The organism is Bacillus sp. C28GYM-DRY-1, assembly GCF_030519405.1.
Taxonomy (GTDB): Bacteria; Bacillota; Bacilli; order Bacillales; family Bacillaceae; genus Bacillus; species Bacillus spizizenii_A.
The window spans coordinates 1-14346 of record NZ_JAUMKF010000009.1 but is presented as its reverse complement, the minus strand read 5'-3'; the positions used below and the strand labels follow the sequence as shown (position 1 = coordinate 14346).

The 14346-nt window shown below is 43.7% G+C and carries 13 protein-coding genes; 9 read left to right on the top strand and 4 right to left on the bottom strand.

The window, feature by feature from the left end; translation table 11 throughout:
* Positions 1-29 precede the first annotated feature (29 nt).
* Positions 30-521, bottom strand: a complete 492-nt coding sequence (locus tag Q3W56_RS10345; protein ID WP_014114784.1) for a GAF domain-containing protein — start codon at positions 519-521, stop codon at positions 30-32.
* A 126-nt stretch (positions 522-647) separates the two neighbouring features.
* On the opposite strand from Q3W56_RS10345, the gene refZ reads away from it, so the two are divergent.
* On the top strand, positions 648-1271 hold the full coding sequence (gene refZ / locus Q3W56_RS10340; RefSeq protein WP_302895406.1) for a transcriptional regulator RefZ: 624 nt from the start codon (positions 648-650) through the stop codon (positions 1269-1271).
* Here the strand turns inward: refZ and hisJ are convergent.
* The gene (hisJ, locus tag Q3W56_RS10335; RefSeq protein ID WP_302895405.1) at positions 1268-2074 is read right to left on the bottom strand and encodes a histidinol-phosphatase HisJ; all 807 of its coding nucleotides are present in this window, start codon (positions 2072-2074) and stop codon (positions 1268-1270) included. The two genes, refZ and hisJ, sit on opposite strands and share 4 nt — an antisense overlap.
* A gap of 196 nt (positions 2075-2270) precedes the next feature.
* On the opposite strand from hisJ, the gene ezrA reads away from it, so the two are divergent.
* On the top strand, positions 2271-3974 hold the full coding sequence (gene ezrA / locus Q3W56_RS10330; protein WP_302895404.1) for a septation ring formation regulator EzrA: 1704 nt from the start codon (positions 2271-2273) through the stop codon (positions 3972-3974).
* 96 nt (positions 3975-4070) lie between these two features.
* Here the strand turns inward: ezrA and brnQ are convergent, their stop codons facing one another.
* A complete protein-coding gene (brnQ, locus tag Q3W56_RS10325; protein ID WP_302895403.1) occupies positions 4071-5411 on the bottom strand; it encodes a branched-chain amino acid transport system II carrier protein in 1341 nt (446 codons plus the stop codon).
* Positions 5412-5612: 201 nt separating this feature from the next.
* Here brnQ and Q3W56_RS10320 point away from each other — a divergent pair, with 201 nt between their 5' ends.
* The 5 genes from Q3W56_RS10320 (at position 5613) to Q3W56_RS10300 (ending at position 11649) form a co-directional block, all read left to right on the top strand.
* Positions 5613-6758: a cysteine desulfurase family protein gene (locus Q3W56_RS10320; RefSeq protein WP_302895402.1), complete on the top strand. Its 1146-nt coding sequence runs from the start codon at positions 5613-5615 to the stop codon at positions 6756-6758.
* A gap of 3 nt (positions 6759-6761) precedes the next feature.
* Positions 6762-7967, top strand: a complete 1206-nt coding sequence (thiI, locus tag Q3W56_RS10315) for a tRNA uracil 4-sulfurtransferase ThiI (RefSeq protein ID WP_302895401.1) — start codon at positions 6762-6764, stop codon at positions 7965-7967.
* A 91-nt stretch (positions 7968-8058) separates the two neighbouring features.
* Entirely contained in the window at positions 8059-8274 is a 216-nt protein-coding gene (locus Q3W56_RS10310) for an alpha/beta-type small acid-soluble spore protein (protein WP_010329658.1), read from the top strand.
* Positions 8275-8453: 179 nt separating this feature from the next.
* Positions 8454-10043 (top strand): acyl-CoA synthetase MbcS, encoded by a 1590-nt coding sequence (gene mbcS / locus Q3W56_RS10305; RefSeq protein WP_302895399.1) that lies wholly within the window; start codon positions 8454-8456, stop codon positions 10041-10043.
* A 19-nt stretch (positions 10044-10062) separates the two neighbouring features.
* Positions 10063-11649 (top strand): amidohydrolase, encoded by a 1587-nt coding sequence (locus Q3W56_RS10300; RefSeq protein WP_302895398.1) that lies wholly within the window; start codon positions 10063-10065, stop codon positions 11647-11649.
* 36 nt (positions 11650-11685) lie between these two features.
* Here Q3W56_RS10300 and Q3W56_RS10295 read toward each other — a convergent pair whose 3' ends face one another.
* Positions 11686-12489, bottom strand: coding sequence for an NAD kinase (locus Q3W56_RS10295; RefSeq protein WP_302895396.1), 804 nt, complete (start codon positions 12487-12489; stop codon positions 11686-11688).
* Between the two features lie 186 nt (positions 12490-12675).
* On the opposite strand from Q3W56_RS10295, the gene sppA reads away from it, so the two are divergent.
* Together sppA and Q3W56_RS10285 are read left to right on the top strand one after the other, a co-directional pair.
* The gene (gene sppA, locus Q3W56_RS10290) at positions 12676-13686 is read left to right on the top strand and encodes a signal peptide peptidase SppA (RefSeq protein ID WP_302895395.1); all 1011 of its coding nucleotides are present in this window, start codon (positions 12676-12678) and stop codon (positions 13684-13686) included.
* Between the two features lie 12 nt (positions 13687-13698).
* The gene (locus tag Q3W56_RS10285; protein ID WP_302895394.1) at positions 13699-14199 is read left to right on the top strand and encodes an RDD family protein; all 501 of its coding nucleotides are present in this window, start codon (positions 13699-13701) and stop codon (positions 14197-14199) included.
* The last annotated feature ends 147 nt before the right edge of the window (positions 14200-14346 follow it).

Here is a 14346-nt window from a genome sequence, read left to right as displayed (position 1 = left end):
CAAAACAACATCAGTTTTGGGCTTTTTTATTACTGTGCTAACGCTTTTTCAAGCGTTTCGGCAAATTGTGATAGATATTTTTCATCAATTTCGTCGAAACGGTTTTTCACTGGGCTGTCGATGTCCAAAACACCGACAACTTTTCCGCCTACATGAATCGGAAGCACAATTTCTGATTGAGACGCTGCATCGCAGGCGATATGTCCTGGAAACGCGTTTACATCCTCAACACGCTCCACTTTTCCGTTTGCATACGCTGTACCGCAAACGCCTCTGCCGAAAGGAATTCGAACACATGCCGGCAGACCTTGGAACGGCCCTAACACAAGCTGTCCGTCCTCTTCTTTGGCAAAATAGAAACCAGCCCAGTTTACTTCAGGCAAAGAATGATACAGAAGCGCTGAGGCATTTGCATAGTTTGCAATTTGATCTGTCTCGTCTTCAGTCATGGCTTCGAGCTGTTTTAGCAGAAGCTGATAGTCTTTTTCTTTATCTCCAGATTGTTTTTCGACATGGAACATGGAAAACCCTCACTTTTTCTATAATATAAAACAAAGTTCCGGCTTTTCTGCCGGCATTTGTCGATAAGTTCTTACAGGAACAGCGGCCTTCTGCTTGAATAGTACATAAAGGAAGGAGTGAGCCGTATGAAAGTAAGCACCAAAGACAAAATTATTGAATCTGCTGTCATGCTCTTTAACCAAAAAGGATTTTCTGGCACGTCTGTCCGTGAAATTGCAAAGTCAGCTGATGTAAATGTTGCGCACATCTCCTACTATTTTAAAGGTAAAGGAGGTTTGATGGAACACTTAGTTTCAGAGTTTTATGAAGGCTACAGCAAAACGCTTGAAACAGCGGCAGGCAATATCTCTTCCCAAAGCACGCAGGAACAGCTTCTCCAACTGGTTTTCGATATTTTATCCTATCAGCATAATCATCGTCAATTAACTCGTTTTGTCTACCGGGAAGTCACGATTGACTCCACGTTAATCAGGGAAATTATGTCGACATATTTAATGAAGGAAAAGTATATCTTCCAGCTGATCATTGAGAAAGGAGAAAAACAGCGTGAACATCTAACGCTGCCGCTGCCCCATTTTATTCTTCAATTAAAATCTCTCTTAATGATGCCATATCTCCAGCCTCAATATATTTCAGAAGTGCTCTACATGCAGCCGCACGAGCCGTATTTTTATAAAATGTATTTTGAAGAAATCAAAATTTGGATCAGAAGCGTCTTCCGGACAGGAGACGTGGCGCTTATCAATTAGAACCCCTTCAAAAACGTATCATATGCGTATCCGACATCTCCCGCTTGATGGGCATCAGACCCAAACACAAGCGGGATTTTCTTTTGCTTCGCTTCATTCAGCATCCAATCCTCGATATAAATGCCGCCAGCGTACGCTTTTCTTAAGCCGGAAGTATTGAAGTCGAGCTCCATTCCGTTTTCATGTATGGCATTCAGGCACTGAGAAACGAGTCCGCGAATATGTTCAGACATGCTGTATGGAAACAGCTTGATGAATTTTTGAACGAGTGTGATATGGCCGACTCTTCTTGGCTTATTAGAGCCAAGAGGTGCTACAATGGAAGAATAGATGCTGCGGTAATACTGTTCATATACAGCTTCAATGCTCCCGCAGGCTGAAATCAGCTCCTTAAAGGTATGCTCATCATAATCAAGGCACAGATAGGAAGAACCTGCGCGCAAAAAATGAACGGATAGGATGCTGTCATCTAAATATGGCCCGTATGTGTCCAGAAACAATTTGATTTCGTCTTCAAATTCAGCAATATAATCGACCTCAAGCCCGGTCCGTACGGTAAGCTGTCCCCGATATTCTTTCTTTAATCGGGAAATTTCATTGATATAGCGCTCCAGAGAGGCTTGTGCCATTGCGCTGTCTTTCAGCGGTGTCGGATCAGTAAATGAGGGCGGCAATGGGGCGTGTTCGGTAAAAGTGATCGAAGCAAAGCCTTTTTTTAAGGCTTCCTCTGCATATTGCCTGAGTGTGTCATTTGAGCCGTGAGGGCAAAATGGTGTGTGAATATGTCCGTCTCGCTTTTGCATTGGCGTCACTCCATGAAAAAATAGTCAAATCCTGCCGATTTTGCACAAAAAGTTTTTGATTTCTGGTCAAAAAATGTTGGTTACATGGTATCATAATAACAATGAAAACGACAGTTTTTCTCAATACATATCCTGAAATCTTTCTGATTAAATAAAATACCCTGACAGATTAAGGTTAACAGCAAGGGGGCTCATTATGGAGTTTGTCATTGGATTATTAATTGTACTGCTCGCGCTGTTTGCGGCAGGCTACTTTTTCAGGAAAAAAATCTACGCTGAAATTGACCGGCTGGAATCGTGGAAGATTGAAATTCTAAACCGGTCGATTGTGGAAGAAATGTCAAAAATCAAACATTTAAAAATGACGGGTCAGACAGAAGAGTTCTTTGAGAAGTGGCGCGAAGAATGGGATGAGATTGTCACAGCCCATATGCCGAAAGTTGAAGAGCTCCTTTATGATGCCGAGGAAAATGCAGACAAATACCGTTTTAAAAAGGCCAATCAAGTGCTCGTTCATATCGACGACCTGCTGACAGCGGCGGAATCGAACATTGAAAAGATTCTTCGCGAAATCAGCGACCTCATCACAAGTGAGGAAAAGAGCCGTGAAGAGATTGAACAGGTGAGAGAACGCTATTCAAAATCGAGAAAAAACCTGCTTGCTTACAGCCACCTTTACGGAGAGCTTTATAACAACCTTGAAAAGGATCTTGACGAAATCTGGAGCGGAATCAAACAATTTGAAGAAGAGACAGAAGGCGGAAACTATATTACTGCACGTAAAGTGCTGCTTGAGCAGGACCGCAATCTTGAACGGCTTCAGTCATACATTGATGACGTGCCGAAGCTGTTAGCTGACTGCAAGCAGACGGTGCCAGGCCAGATTGCAAAGCTCAAGGACGGCTATCGCGAAATGAAGGAGAAAGGGTATAAGCTTGAGCATATCCAGCTTGATAAGGAATTAGAAAATCTGTCAAATCAGCTGAAACGGGCGGAACATGTCTTGATGACTGAGCTGGATATTGATGAAGCGTCCACAATCCTGCAGCTCATAGACGAAAATATTCAATCTGTTTATCAGCAGCTGGAGGGCGAAGTTGAAGCCGGCCAATCTGTGCTAAGCAAAATGCCTGAATTGATCATTGCTTATGACAAGCTGATAGAAGAGAAAGAGGATACAAAGGCGGAAACTGAGCTGGTAAAGGAAAGCTACAGACTGACAGCTGGCGAGCTCGGTAAACAGCAGGCTTTTGAAAAGCGCCTTGATGAAATTGGCAAGCTGCTCTCATCCGTTAAAGATAAGCTCGATGCAGAGCACGTCGCCTACTCACTTTTAGTAGAAGAAGTTGCTTCAATAGAGAAGCAAATTGAAGAAGTGAAAAAAGAGCATGCCGAATACCGTGAAAAGCTGCTAGCGCTGAGAAAAGAAGAGCTTCAGGCAAGAGAGACGCTCAGCAATTTGAAAAAAACAATTTCTGAGACAGCAAGATTGCTGAAGACAAGCAATATACCAGGGATTCCGAGTCATATTCAAGAGATGCTGGAAAACGCATATCATCATATTCAAGAAACAGTCAATCAACTAAACGAACTTCCATTAAATATGGAAGAAGCCGGAGCCCACTTAAAGCAAGCAGAAGATATCGTCAACAGGGCAAGCCAGGAATCAGAGGAGCTTGTCGAGCAGGTGATCCTCATTGAGAAAATCATTCAGTTCGGAAACCGGTTCAGAAGCCAGAATCATATTTTATCTGAACAGCTGAAAGAAGCGGAAAGACGTTTTTATGAATATGAATACAGTGAAGCGTATGAAATTGCAGCAGCAGCAGTTGAAAAAGCCTCACCAGGGGCTGTCCGAAAAATAGAATCGCAAAAGACAAAAGAGCATCAATATCAATAACGTGTATATAAAAGGCCGACGCGTGAGTGCTCGGCCTTTTAATGTATTCATAATATAAAAGCCTTATTGGATGTAGAACCAATAAGGCTTTCGTTTTTACTCGTTGATATTAGCTGTTTTTTTATTCGAAGCAGCAGCAAGAGAAATCAGATAACCAGCAATGGCTCCAATGATTGCAGGGATAACCCAGCCGAATCCTAAGCTGTAAAGCGGCAGCGATTGCCCGAGAACTTTATTTAAAGAATCGAGCGGAATGCTCGCGGCATTCAGGCCATCAATAATACTGAAAATACCAGTTGCAATCAAACAAAGGATATATACTTCACGTCTGCCTTTAAATGATTTTTCAATAAATGAAAGCAAAATGATAACAATTGCTAACGGATAAATAGCTGATAAAATAGGAACTGAGAACAAAATAATATTTGACAGCCCAAAGTTAGAAATAATAAAACTGAAAACAGTGACAATCGTTACAACGGCTTTATAAGATAAAGAAGGAATCAGCTTTGAGAAATAATTTCCACATGAAGAGACAAGGCCAATGCTTGTTGTCAGGCACGCGAATAGGATAGCGACGCCTAAAATCATATTTCCTAATGACCCGAATAGGTGCTGTGAAGATTCTGATAAAATTTTGCTGCCTGCGCCAAGGAGTCCGACAGATTCTGTGCTTGTTGCTCCTAAATAGGCGAGTGAAACGTAGACCAGGCCGAGTCCCGCTGCGGCAACCAGCCCCGCTTTAATACATACGGAAGCAACTGATTTACGGCTGGTAATGCCTCTCTCCTTAACGGCATTAACAACGACAATTCCGAACACGATAGAAGCAAGTGCATCCATTGTTTTATAGCCTTCTAGAAATCCTTTAAACAATGATTCGGAAGCATACGCTTCAAGCGGCGACTGTATGTCCCCCATCGGCGTCACGATGCTTTTGATGACTAATATTGCGATAACAGCAAGTAATATAGGCGTTAATACCTTACCAATCCTGTCAACTAGCTTTGTAGGATTTAAAGCCAGGTAGTACGTAACTGTAAAGAAAAGAAACGTAAATATAAGAAGTGTAAGCCATGCCGGCATGCCGCCTACAAAAGGTACAGCCCCAATTTCATAAGAAACAGTGCCTGTTCGCGGAATTGCAAACAGCGGTCCGATTGTTAAATAAAGAACGACAGTAAAAATGGTTCCGAAGACAGGATGTGCTTTATCTGCAAGGCCTTTAGCATCTGTACCTGTTAACGCAACAGCTACAACACCTAAAAGCGGCAGGCCGACACCGGTCACGAGAAATCCTGTCATCGCTTTCCAAACATTCTCACCGGCTGCTTGTCCAAGTTCCGGCGGAAATATCATATTTCCTGCGCCAAAGAACAAAGCAAAGAGCATAAGCCCAATGGCGATCGTTTCCTTGGCTGATAGTGATGATTTCATAACGTATAAATCCTCCTAATTTCACTTTGGTAGAATATTCTGTCAATTAATTGTCAGATAATATGACGAAAGTAACAAATCTAATTATAGGTGAATGTATGAAGAAGTCAATAGTAATTTTATTTACTTTTTCAGCAGTAATTTGATATGGTAACATATAAAATTGGTTTTGGATTGCTTTCATATTAAAGGAGTAAAAAGATGTTATATTTAGACAATAGTTCAACGACCAAACCTTACGATGAAGTCTTGAACACATATGAACAAACAAGCAGACGATATTTTGGAAATCCCTCATCTTTGCACCGGTATGGAGCAGAAACGGAACAGCTGCTTCAGGCAGCTAAACATCAGATAAAAAGAGCCATAGGCATAAAGAATTATGATATTGTATTTACGTCAGGCGCTACAGAAGCTAATAATATGGCTTTAAAAGGAGCCGCTTTGTCAAAAATAAAAGCAGGCAAACATATCATTGCCACTTCTATTGAACATCCGTCGGTTACGGAATCATTAGAACAACTGACAGAGTTATTCGGGTTTGACGTCACTTATCTTTCAGTGAACGAAGAAGGATTGGTTTCAATTGAAGAACTGAAACAAGCCATCCGTCCGGATACCGTGCTTGTCACCATGATGCATGTGAACAATGAAGTCGGTTCCGTGCAGCCGATTGAAAAGGCAGGAGAAGTGCTGAAAGAGCACCCGAACATTTTGTTTCACGTCGATTATGTGCAGGGCATCTATAAAGTGCCCTTGGCGATTGAAAAGGCAGGCATTGATCTTTGTTCGATTTCCGGGCATAAATTTCACGGGCTGAAAGGGACAGGCGCGCTTATCGTAAAAGAAGGAACACGTCTTATTCCCCTACTAACGGGAGGCTCCCAGCAAAAAGGCATTCGGGCCGGAACGGAGCATACTGCGGGGGCGGTTTCGCTAGCCAAAGCCATGAATCTTGCCGCTTCTGATTTTGAAACAAGGCTTGACACGATGGCTTCAGCAAAGGAATTGTTTAGGAAAAGGCTGAGTGAAATCGAAGGCGTTGTTGTCAATACGCCTCAAATGAATAGTGCGCCGCACATTATTAATTTCTCTGTTCCTGGGATTAAAGCAGAAGTGCTTTTACACATGCTCGAGGAACAGGATATATTCGTCTCAACCACATCGGCCTGCTCGGCAAAAGAGCATAAGCCCAGCGAAGTTCTCCTGCAGATGGGCAAGGGAGAGCAAATTGCCGGAAGCAGCATCAGAATCAGCTTAAATTACAGCCAGACAAGCAATGTAGTAGAGCCGTTTATGAACGCGCTCCGTCCTGGCATCAAAAAATTAAAGAAAATGATGAGGTAGAATATGAATTACGATCATATATTAATTCGTTTTGGGGAAATTTCGACCAAAGGCAAAAACAGAAAAAGCTTTATTGAGCGCTTAAAGCAAAACGTCAGACTCGTTTTGAAAGACTATACGAACTTAAAATACTTTTCCAATCGGGACCGTATGACGATTACATTAAATGGAGAAGATCCTGAGGCTCTTTTTCCTCATTTAAAGCAGGTGTTTGGCATTCAAAGCTTCAGCCTGGCGATTAAGTGTGATAGCCGTCTTGATGATATTAAGGCCACTGCTCTGCAAGCTATCGAAAATCAGTATCAGCCTGGTGATACGTTTAAAGTCGCAACGAAGAGAGCGTATAAACAATTTGAATTAGATACGAATCAAATGAATGCCGAAATCGGCGGCCATATTTTGCGAAATACAGAAGGGCTGAGGGTCGATGTTCGCAATCCCGACATCCCGCTCAGAATTGAAATCAGGGAAGAAGCGACTTTTTTGACGATCCGCGATGAAAAAGGTGCAGGCGGCCTGCCCGTTGGTTCAGCAGGCAAAGCGATGCTGATGCTTTCCGGCGGTTTTGACAGCCCTGTGGCTGGCTTTTATGCGATGAAACGGGGACTGTCGGTAGAAGCTGTTCATTTCTTCAGCCCGCCATACACAAGCGAGCGCGCAAAACAAAAGGTAATGGATCTGGCAAAATGCCTGGCCCGCTTTGGGGGAAGCATGACGCTTCATATCGTTCCGTTTACGAAAACGCAAGAGCTCATTCAAAAACAAATACCTGAGAACTATACAATGACGGCAACCCGCCGCCTCATGCTTCAAATTGCCGACAGAATCAGAGAAAAGAGAAACGGGCTTGCCATCATCACGGGAGAAAGTCTCGGTCAGGTAGCGAGCCAAACGCTTGAAAGCATGTATGCGATAAACGCGGTGACGCCAACACCGATTTTGCGTCCGTTAATCGCCATGGATAAAACAGAAATCATCGAAAAATCACGTGAAATCGGCACATATGAGACAAGCATTCAGCCGTTCGAAGACTGCTGCACGATCTTTACGCCGCCAAGTCCGAAAACACGTCCTAAAAAAGAAAAAATCGAACACTTTGAAAGCTTTGTTGATTTTGAGCCGTATATTCGAGAAGCGGTTGACAACATTGAAACAATGACGCTTTATAGTGAACAAGAAGCAAACGATAAATTCGCAGAACTCTTTTAAATCGCTCCGGCTCCTGTATACAATTACCAAAGTTTTTCTGTATGAAGCCATGTGTTTTAACACATTCTATACTCACAAGGAGGTGAGACACATGGCACAAAACAGTCAAAACGGTAACAGCAGTAACCAACTCCTAGTACCAGGAGCTGCTCAAGCCATCGACCAAATGAAATTAGAAATCGCTTCTGAATTCGGTGTAAACCTTGGAGCAGACACAACTTCTCGCGCTAACGGTTCTGTTGGAGGAGAGATCACAAAACGTCTTGTATCTTTTGCTCAACAAAACATGGGCGGAGGACAATTCTAATTTACAATTTCACATAATGGCTTAGGAGTGGGGATATCCCCACTCTTTTTCGTTTTTTATGTATAAAAAAGGACCAGCGGCCTATAAAAACCTATGTTTACAGAGCTTGTTTTTAGGCATATCCTTACGGAAAGAGCCTGTATTTATGTATAATGGGTGAAGAAAGTGAGGAGTTGTACGTGTTAAAACGAGAAGATTTAATTGCCCCTATGGAATATAATTTAGTGAATGAAATGGAAAAGTTCAGTGCCACTGGACAAAAAACCGCTCTTCTATGGGAGGATGAGTCAGGTAAGCAAATATCTTGGTCATATGAAAAGCTGATGGAAGAAACAAATAAAATTGGAGCAGCTTTGGCTGACCTTGGATTTAAAAAGGGAGACAAGCTGATTGTAATGGTTCCGCGTGTGCTTGAAGCCTATGCTGTTTATTTGGCTATCCTAAAATCAGGAATGGTTGTCATTCCGTGCTCGGAAATGCTTCGTGCGAAAGATCTTGAATACCGGATTGAACATGCAGAAGTAAAAGGCGCCATCGTCTATTCTGAATTTATCGGCGCTTTCCGTGATGTCACTACGGCTGACAAACTGATTAAACTGTCTGTTGGCGAAAACGATGCCGGCTGGAAAAATCTCTTATCGATTGAAGCGGACGGAAGTCAATTCCAAACAGCTGACACAACAAGAGAAGATATGGCTTTCTTATCTTATACATCCGGAACAACAGGTCAGCCTAAAGGTGTTGTACATACACACGGATGGGCATTTGCTCATTTAAAAACATCTGCTGGCGCTTGGCTAGATATTTCTGAAAAAGATGTCGTCTGGGCGACTGCTGCCCCTGGCTGGCAAAAGTGGGTGTGGAGCCCGTTTTTAGCGGTACTCGGCAGCGGAGCAACGGGTTTTGTGTACCACGGCAGATTCAAAGCAGAAAAATATTTAGACCTTTTAAGCCGTTACAAAATCAATGTCTTCTGCTGTACGCCGACGGAATACCGTTTAATGGCGAAGGTTGAAGGTTTAGACCGGTATGATCTTTCTGCCCTGCACAGCGCCGTGTCCGCAGGCGAGCCGCTTAACCGTGAAGTCATTGACGTGTTCCAAAAGCACTTCGGCATTAAGGTGCGGGACGGGTATGGCCAAACAGAAAGCACGCTTTTAGTCGGTGTCTTGAAAGATATGGATATTAAACCGGGAAGCATGGGAAAACCGACACCGGGAAATCAGGTGGAGATCATTAATGAAGACGGTGAAATCTGCAAATCTGGTGAGGTTGGCGATATCGCAGTTCACCTTAGCACGCCGGCACTCTTTAAAGAATATTACAAAGATCCTGAAAGAATGAAAACACAAATTCGCGGCGATTTTTTCCTTACAGGAGACAGAGCTAAAAAAGATGAGGAAGGTTACTTCTGGTTTGAAAGCCGAAATGACGATATCATTATCAGCTCCGGCTACACGATCGGGCCATTCGAAGTGGAAGACGCGCTTGTTAAGCACCCTGAAGTAAAAGAATGTGCTGTAGTCGCAAGCCCTGATGAAATCAGAGGATCCATCGTTAAGGCGTACGTTGTCCTGCAAAATCACGAAAAACGCAGTGATGAGCTTGTCAAAATACTGCAAAACCATGTAAAGACCATTACAGCTCCATACAAATATCCGAGAGAGATTGAATTTGTGGAAAGCCTGCCGAAAACGGCTTCTGCTAAAATCAGACGAGTGGAATTAAGAAAACGTGAAGAACAGCTCAAAGCCAATAAAAAGGCGTAAAGAAAGAGAGTGAACGTGGATGAAGGCGATATGGCACGGCGGTTTCATTTATACGATGCTCGAAGAAGGCGATTTGACAGAGGCAGTTTATGTCGAGGATGGTGTCATAAAGGGCACCGGCAGCTATGAACGTCTAAAAAAAACGTACGGGTCCCCGGAAACAGAAGAAATCAGCCTGAACGGAGCAGTGATGTTTCCTGGTTTTGTCGACAGCCATCTACATTTGATCGGCCACGGTGAGAAACAGCTTCAGCTCGATCTGTCCGCACTAACGTCAAAAGAAGCTATTTTGCAGGCTGCCAAAGAAAGAGAGCGACAGCTTCCTGAAGGCGATTGGCTCATTGGAGAGGGCTGGAATGAAAATCAATTTGAGACACCGGACTATTTGGTTAAGCATGATATTGATCACTTATTTCCAGACAGGCCTGTCTTGCTCAAGCGAATATGCCGGCATGCGATAGCCGTCAATTCTGCTGCTCTTCAAGCGGCAGGGATTACTAGAAACACTCCTGATCCTGAGGGCGGAGTAATCGCAAAAGATGCAAACGGTGAGCCGACCGGGCTTCTGTTTGATAAGGCGCAGAATTTGATTTTGCAGGCTGTCCCGCCAGTCTCCCAGCACTATGTTGATGAGGCGCTTACGGCTGCGATAAAGGACTGCTGGACAAAAGGCCTGACGGGCGGACATTCGGAAGACTTGTCCTATTATGGTGACGTTTCGGTGCCGATGAAAGCTTATGAGAAAGCTGCCGCTAGCGGAAAGCATCCGTTCCGCTGTCATTTGCTCGTTCATCACGAAGCGGTAGATCGGTGGGAGCAGCTGGAGAAGCCGTCCGGCCCGTATGTGGAGTTCGGTGCGATGAAAATCTTTGCTGACGGGGCGCTTGGCGGGAGAACGGCGTTATTAAAAGAACCATACCAGGACGATCCGTCCACTAATGGTGTTCAAGTTCATGATGACGAAACCCTTGACAGGCTCATTCGAAAAGCGAGAGAAAAAGGCATGGAAGTTGCCGTTCATGCAATCGGCGACCTAGCTTTTGAAAAAGTGCTGAACGCAATAGAAAAGCAACCGCCCAAAAACGGCCGCCATGATCGGCTGATTCATGCTCAAGTGCTGAATGACGAATTAATCGAAAAAGCAGCACGTATGCCAGTCGCACTTGATCTTCAGCCTCATTTTGTCGCCAGTGATTTTCCCTGGGTGATTGACCGTCTCGGAAAAGACCGGATGAACACAGCCTTTGCGTGGAAAACACTGATGTCTAAAGGCATATTATGCGCGGGCGGCTCAGACGCCCCAATTGAGCCTGTTGACCCGCTTCTTGGCATCCAGTCCGCGGTGCTCCGTAAAAGCAGTCATGAACAGAACGGGCCAAGCTATAATGAAAACGAATGCTTAACGGTATATGAAGCAATTAAGCTCTATACAGAAGGAAGCGCCGGGATCATTTATAAAGAGACATCACGCGGAAAAATTGCCGAAGGCTATGACGCGGATTTTACGGTTCTCAGCGAGGATCCGTTTACAATTGACCCTGCAAAGCTTCATCTTTTAGACATTGAAAAAACCGTAATTAACGGCCAGATTGTATATGAGAAATAATAAAAGGACGGGCGGGCAGCCTGTCCTTTTCATGTTCTATAAAAAAGTGCGTTTTACTTTCTCCCAAAATGAATTGTCTTTTAATTTGACTGTTTTGATTTTCTTGTCAGACAGCTTGATTTCGATTGTTTTTACGTTTCTCGTGCTGAGTGCTTCATTGTCCAACCCGATGATTGGGTGCTCATTGCCGTCTTGTACCACACGAAGGGTCAGCTTTCGGTCAGAGCTGAGTACAAATGGCGAGCCGAGTGTCCGGTAGTTGTTATTGTTGAGAGAAGCAAGCTCAGATACCTGCATGCATGGGAGCAGCGGATCAACAACCGCTCCTGCAACAGATTTGTTATATGCGGTGCTGCCTGTAGGCGTAGAGATAATCATCCCGTCACCTCTAAACGTTTCAAAGTGCAGATTATCAATCAGCACGTCCATCACAAAGGTCTTAATGATGCTTGAACGGATGGAAACCTCGTTTAGGCAGTGAAAAGGCCTGGCGTTATCCACTGTCACTTCAATCAGCGGATATTTTCTGACTTCAATTTGTTCAAACGTCATCGCATCGACCATTTTTTCACGCTCATCACTATGAAAGTCGCAATATAAATGAGCTTTCCCCTTTTTGGTAATGCCGACGTACAAGCAGTCGTCACGGAAATTCGTCTTTCTGACTGCCTGCAAAAATGTGCCGTCCCCGCCAATGCTAGCAATGATATTGGCGTCTGAGTGCTGATTCACAACTGTAAATCCATGCTCTTCAGCCAATTGCGCTAAAGAGTTGGCTTGTTCGTTTGTTTCCTGGTCCTGTTTGTGAAAAAAATAAACATTACGGCGTTGATCGGTCATCTCCCATTTCCCCTTTGCTGTCATATTTAAGTTTTTCTGCCATCCAGTATTTGTGATAAAATACCTTTGGCCATAAGTGTACCACGTTTGCCGGCAGCCCGTTAAGCCGGAGCTTTCTCATCACATGAAACATTTTTCATATTGAATCGTATAATGAGAGAGTGTGGGAAAAAGGAGGAGAAAAAGATGAATGCAAAAAGATGGATTGCATTAGTGATTGCCCTGGGGATTTTCGGCGTGTCCATCATTGTCAGCATTTCAATGAGTTTCTTTGAAAGCGTTAATAAAGGCGCTCAAACGGATCTCGCATCACTGACAGATGAATCGCATGAAAAGACGCTGGAAAACGGCAGTCTTTCAAGTAAAATTGCCGTATTGGAGGTTAGCGGCACCATTCAGGATAATGGGGATTCAAGCAGTCTGCTCGGATCAGCCGGATATAACCACAGAACGTTCTTAAAAAACCTTGAGCGCGCAAAAGATGACAAAGCGGTCAAAGGCATCGTTCTCAAGGTGAACTCTCCGGGCGGCGGAGTATATGAAAGTGCTGAAATACATAAGAAGCTGGAAGAAATCAACAAAGAAACTAAAAAACCAATTTACGTATCGATGGGATCAATGGCAGCATCCGGCGGCTATTACATTTCAACGGCGGCTGATAAGATCTTTGCGACACCGGAAACTCTGACTGGGTCACTCGGCGTCATTATGGAAAGCGTCAATTATTCAAAGCTTGCTGATAAGCTCGGTATTTCTTTTGAAACGATTAAGAGCGGGGCCCATAAGGATATTATGTCACCTTCCCGTGAGATGACGAAAGAAGAAAAGAACATCATGCAATCCATGGTTGATCATTCGTATGAAGGCTTTGTTTCTGTTATTTCTGAAGGCCGCGGCATGTCGAAAGCAGAGGTAAAGAAAATCGCGGACGGACGCGTGTATGACGGACGGCAGGCGAAAAAACTGAATCTCGTCGATGAGCTTGGTTTTTATGACGATACCATTTCAGCGATGAAAAAGGATCATAAAGATTTGAAAAACGCCTCTGTCATTTCTTACGAGGAAAGCTTCGGATTAGGCTCACTGTTTTCCATGGGCGCGAACAAAATGTTTAAGAGTGAAATTGATTTTCTGAATATGAGAGAAATTCTTTCACAATCCGGTTCGCCGAGAATGATGTATCTCTATGCGAAGTAGGAGGGATCAATAATGGACGCGACATATGAAGAGTTAGAGCGCAATGGCATTAAAAGCCCACAAGAAGCAGAGCAGCTGACACACGCCTATGCCGGCTTTTGGGTTCGTTTCTGGGCTTTCCTGCTTGACTGGCTCGTTGTATGGGGATTAAACCATTTGCTTGTTTCTCCCCTCTTTACCGTATTGGATCTGCCGAAAACATCTGGTATGTTTACCTTCTCGGCCTACAGTGTGACTACGCTTGTTGTTTATCTTGCCTATTTTGCGCTGATGACAAAATTTTTCCGTCAGACGCTTGGGAAAATGGTGTTCGGCCTCAAAGTGGTTTCCGTGAAGCCAGATCATAAGCTGACATGGAGTACAGTGATTTTTCGTGAAGTAGTCGGACGATATATAGATAAGATTTGGATTTTATATATCGTTGTTGCTTTTTCGCCTACAAAACAGGGGATTCATGATTACATTGCGGATACGACTGTGGTGCATGAAAAACTATATCGCAATAACCGATAAACCCGGACCTCGTCCGGGTTTCAGGCTGTCGAGAAAATCTCGACAGCCTTTATTTTTCCCTTAAAATATCCATTCTCCTGTAATAAAATAAAAGAAAGACTTCAAAAGGACGGTGTCTTTCTTATGTTCCACACAAGAAATTCTTCT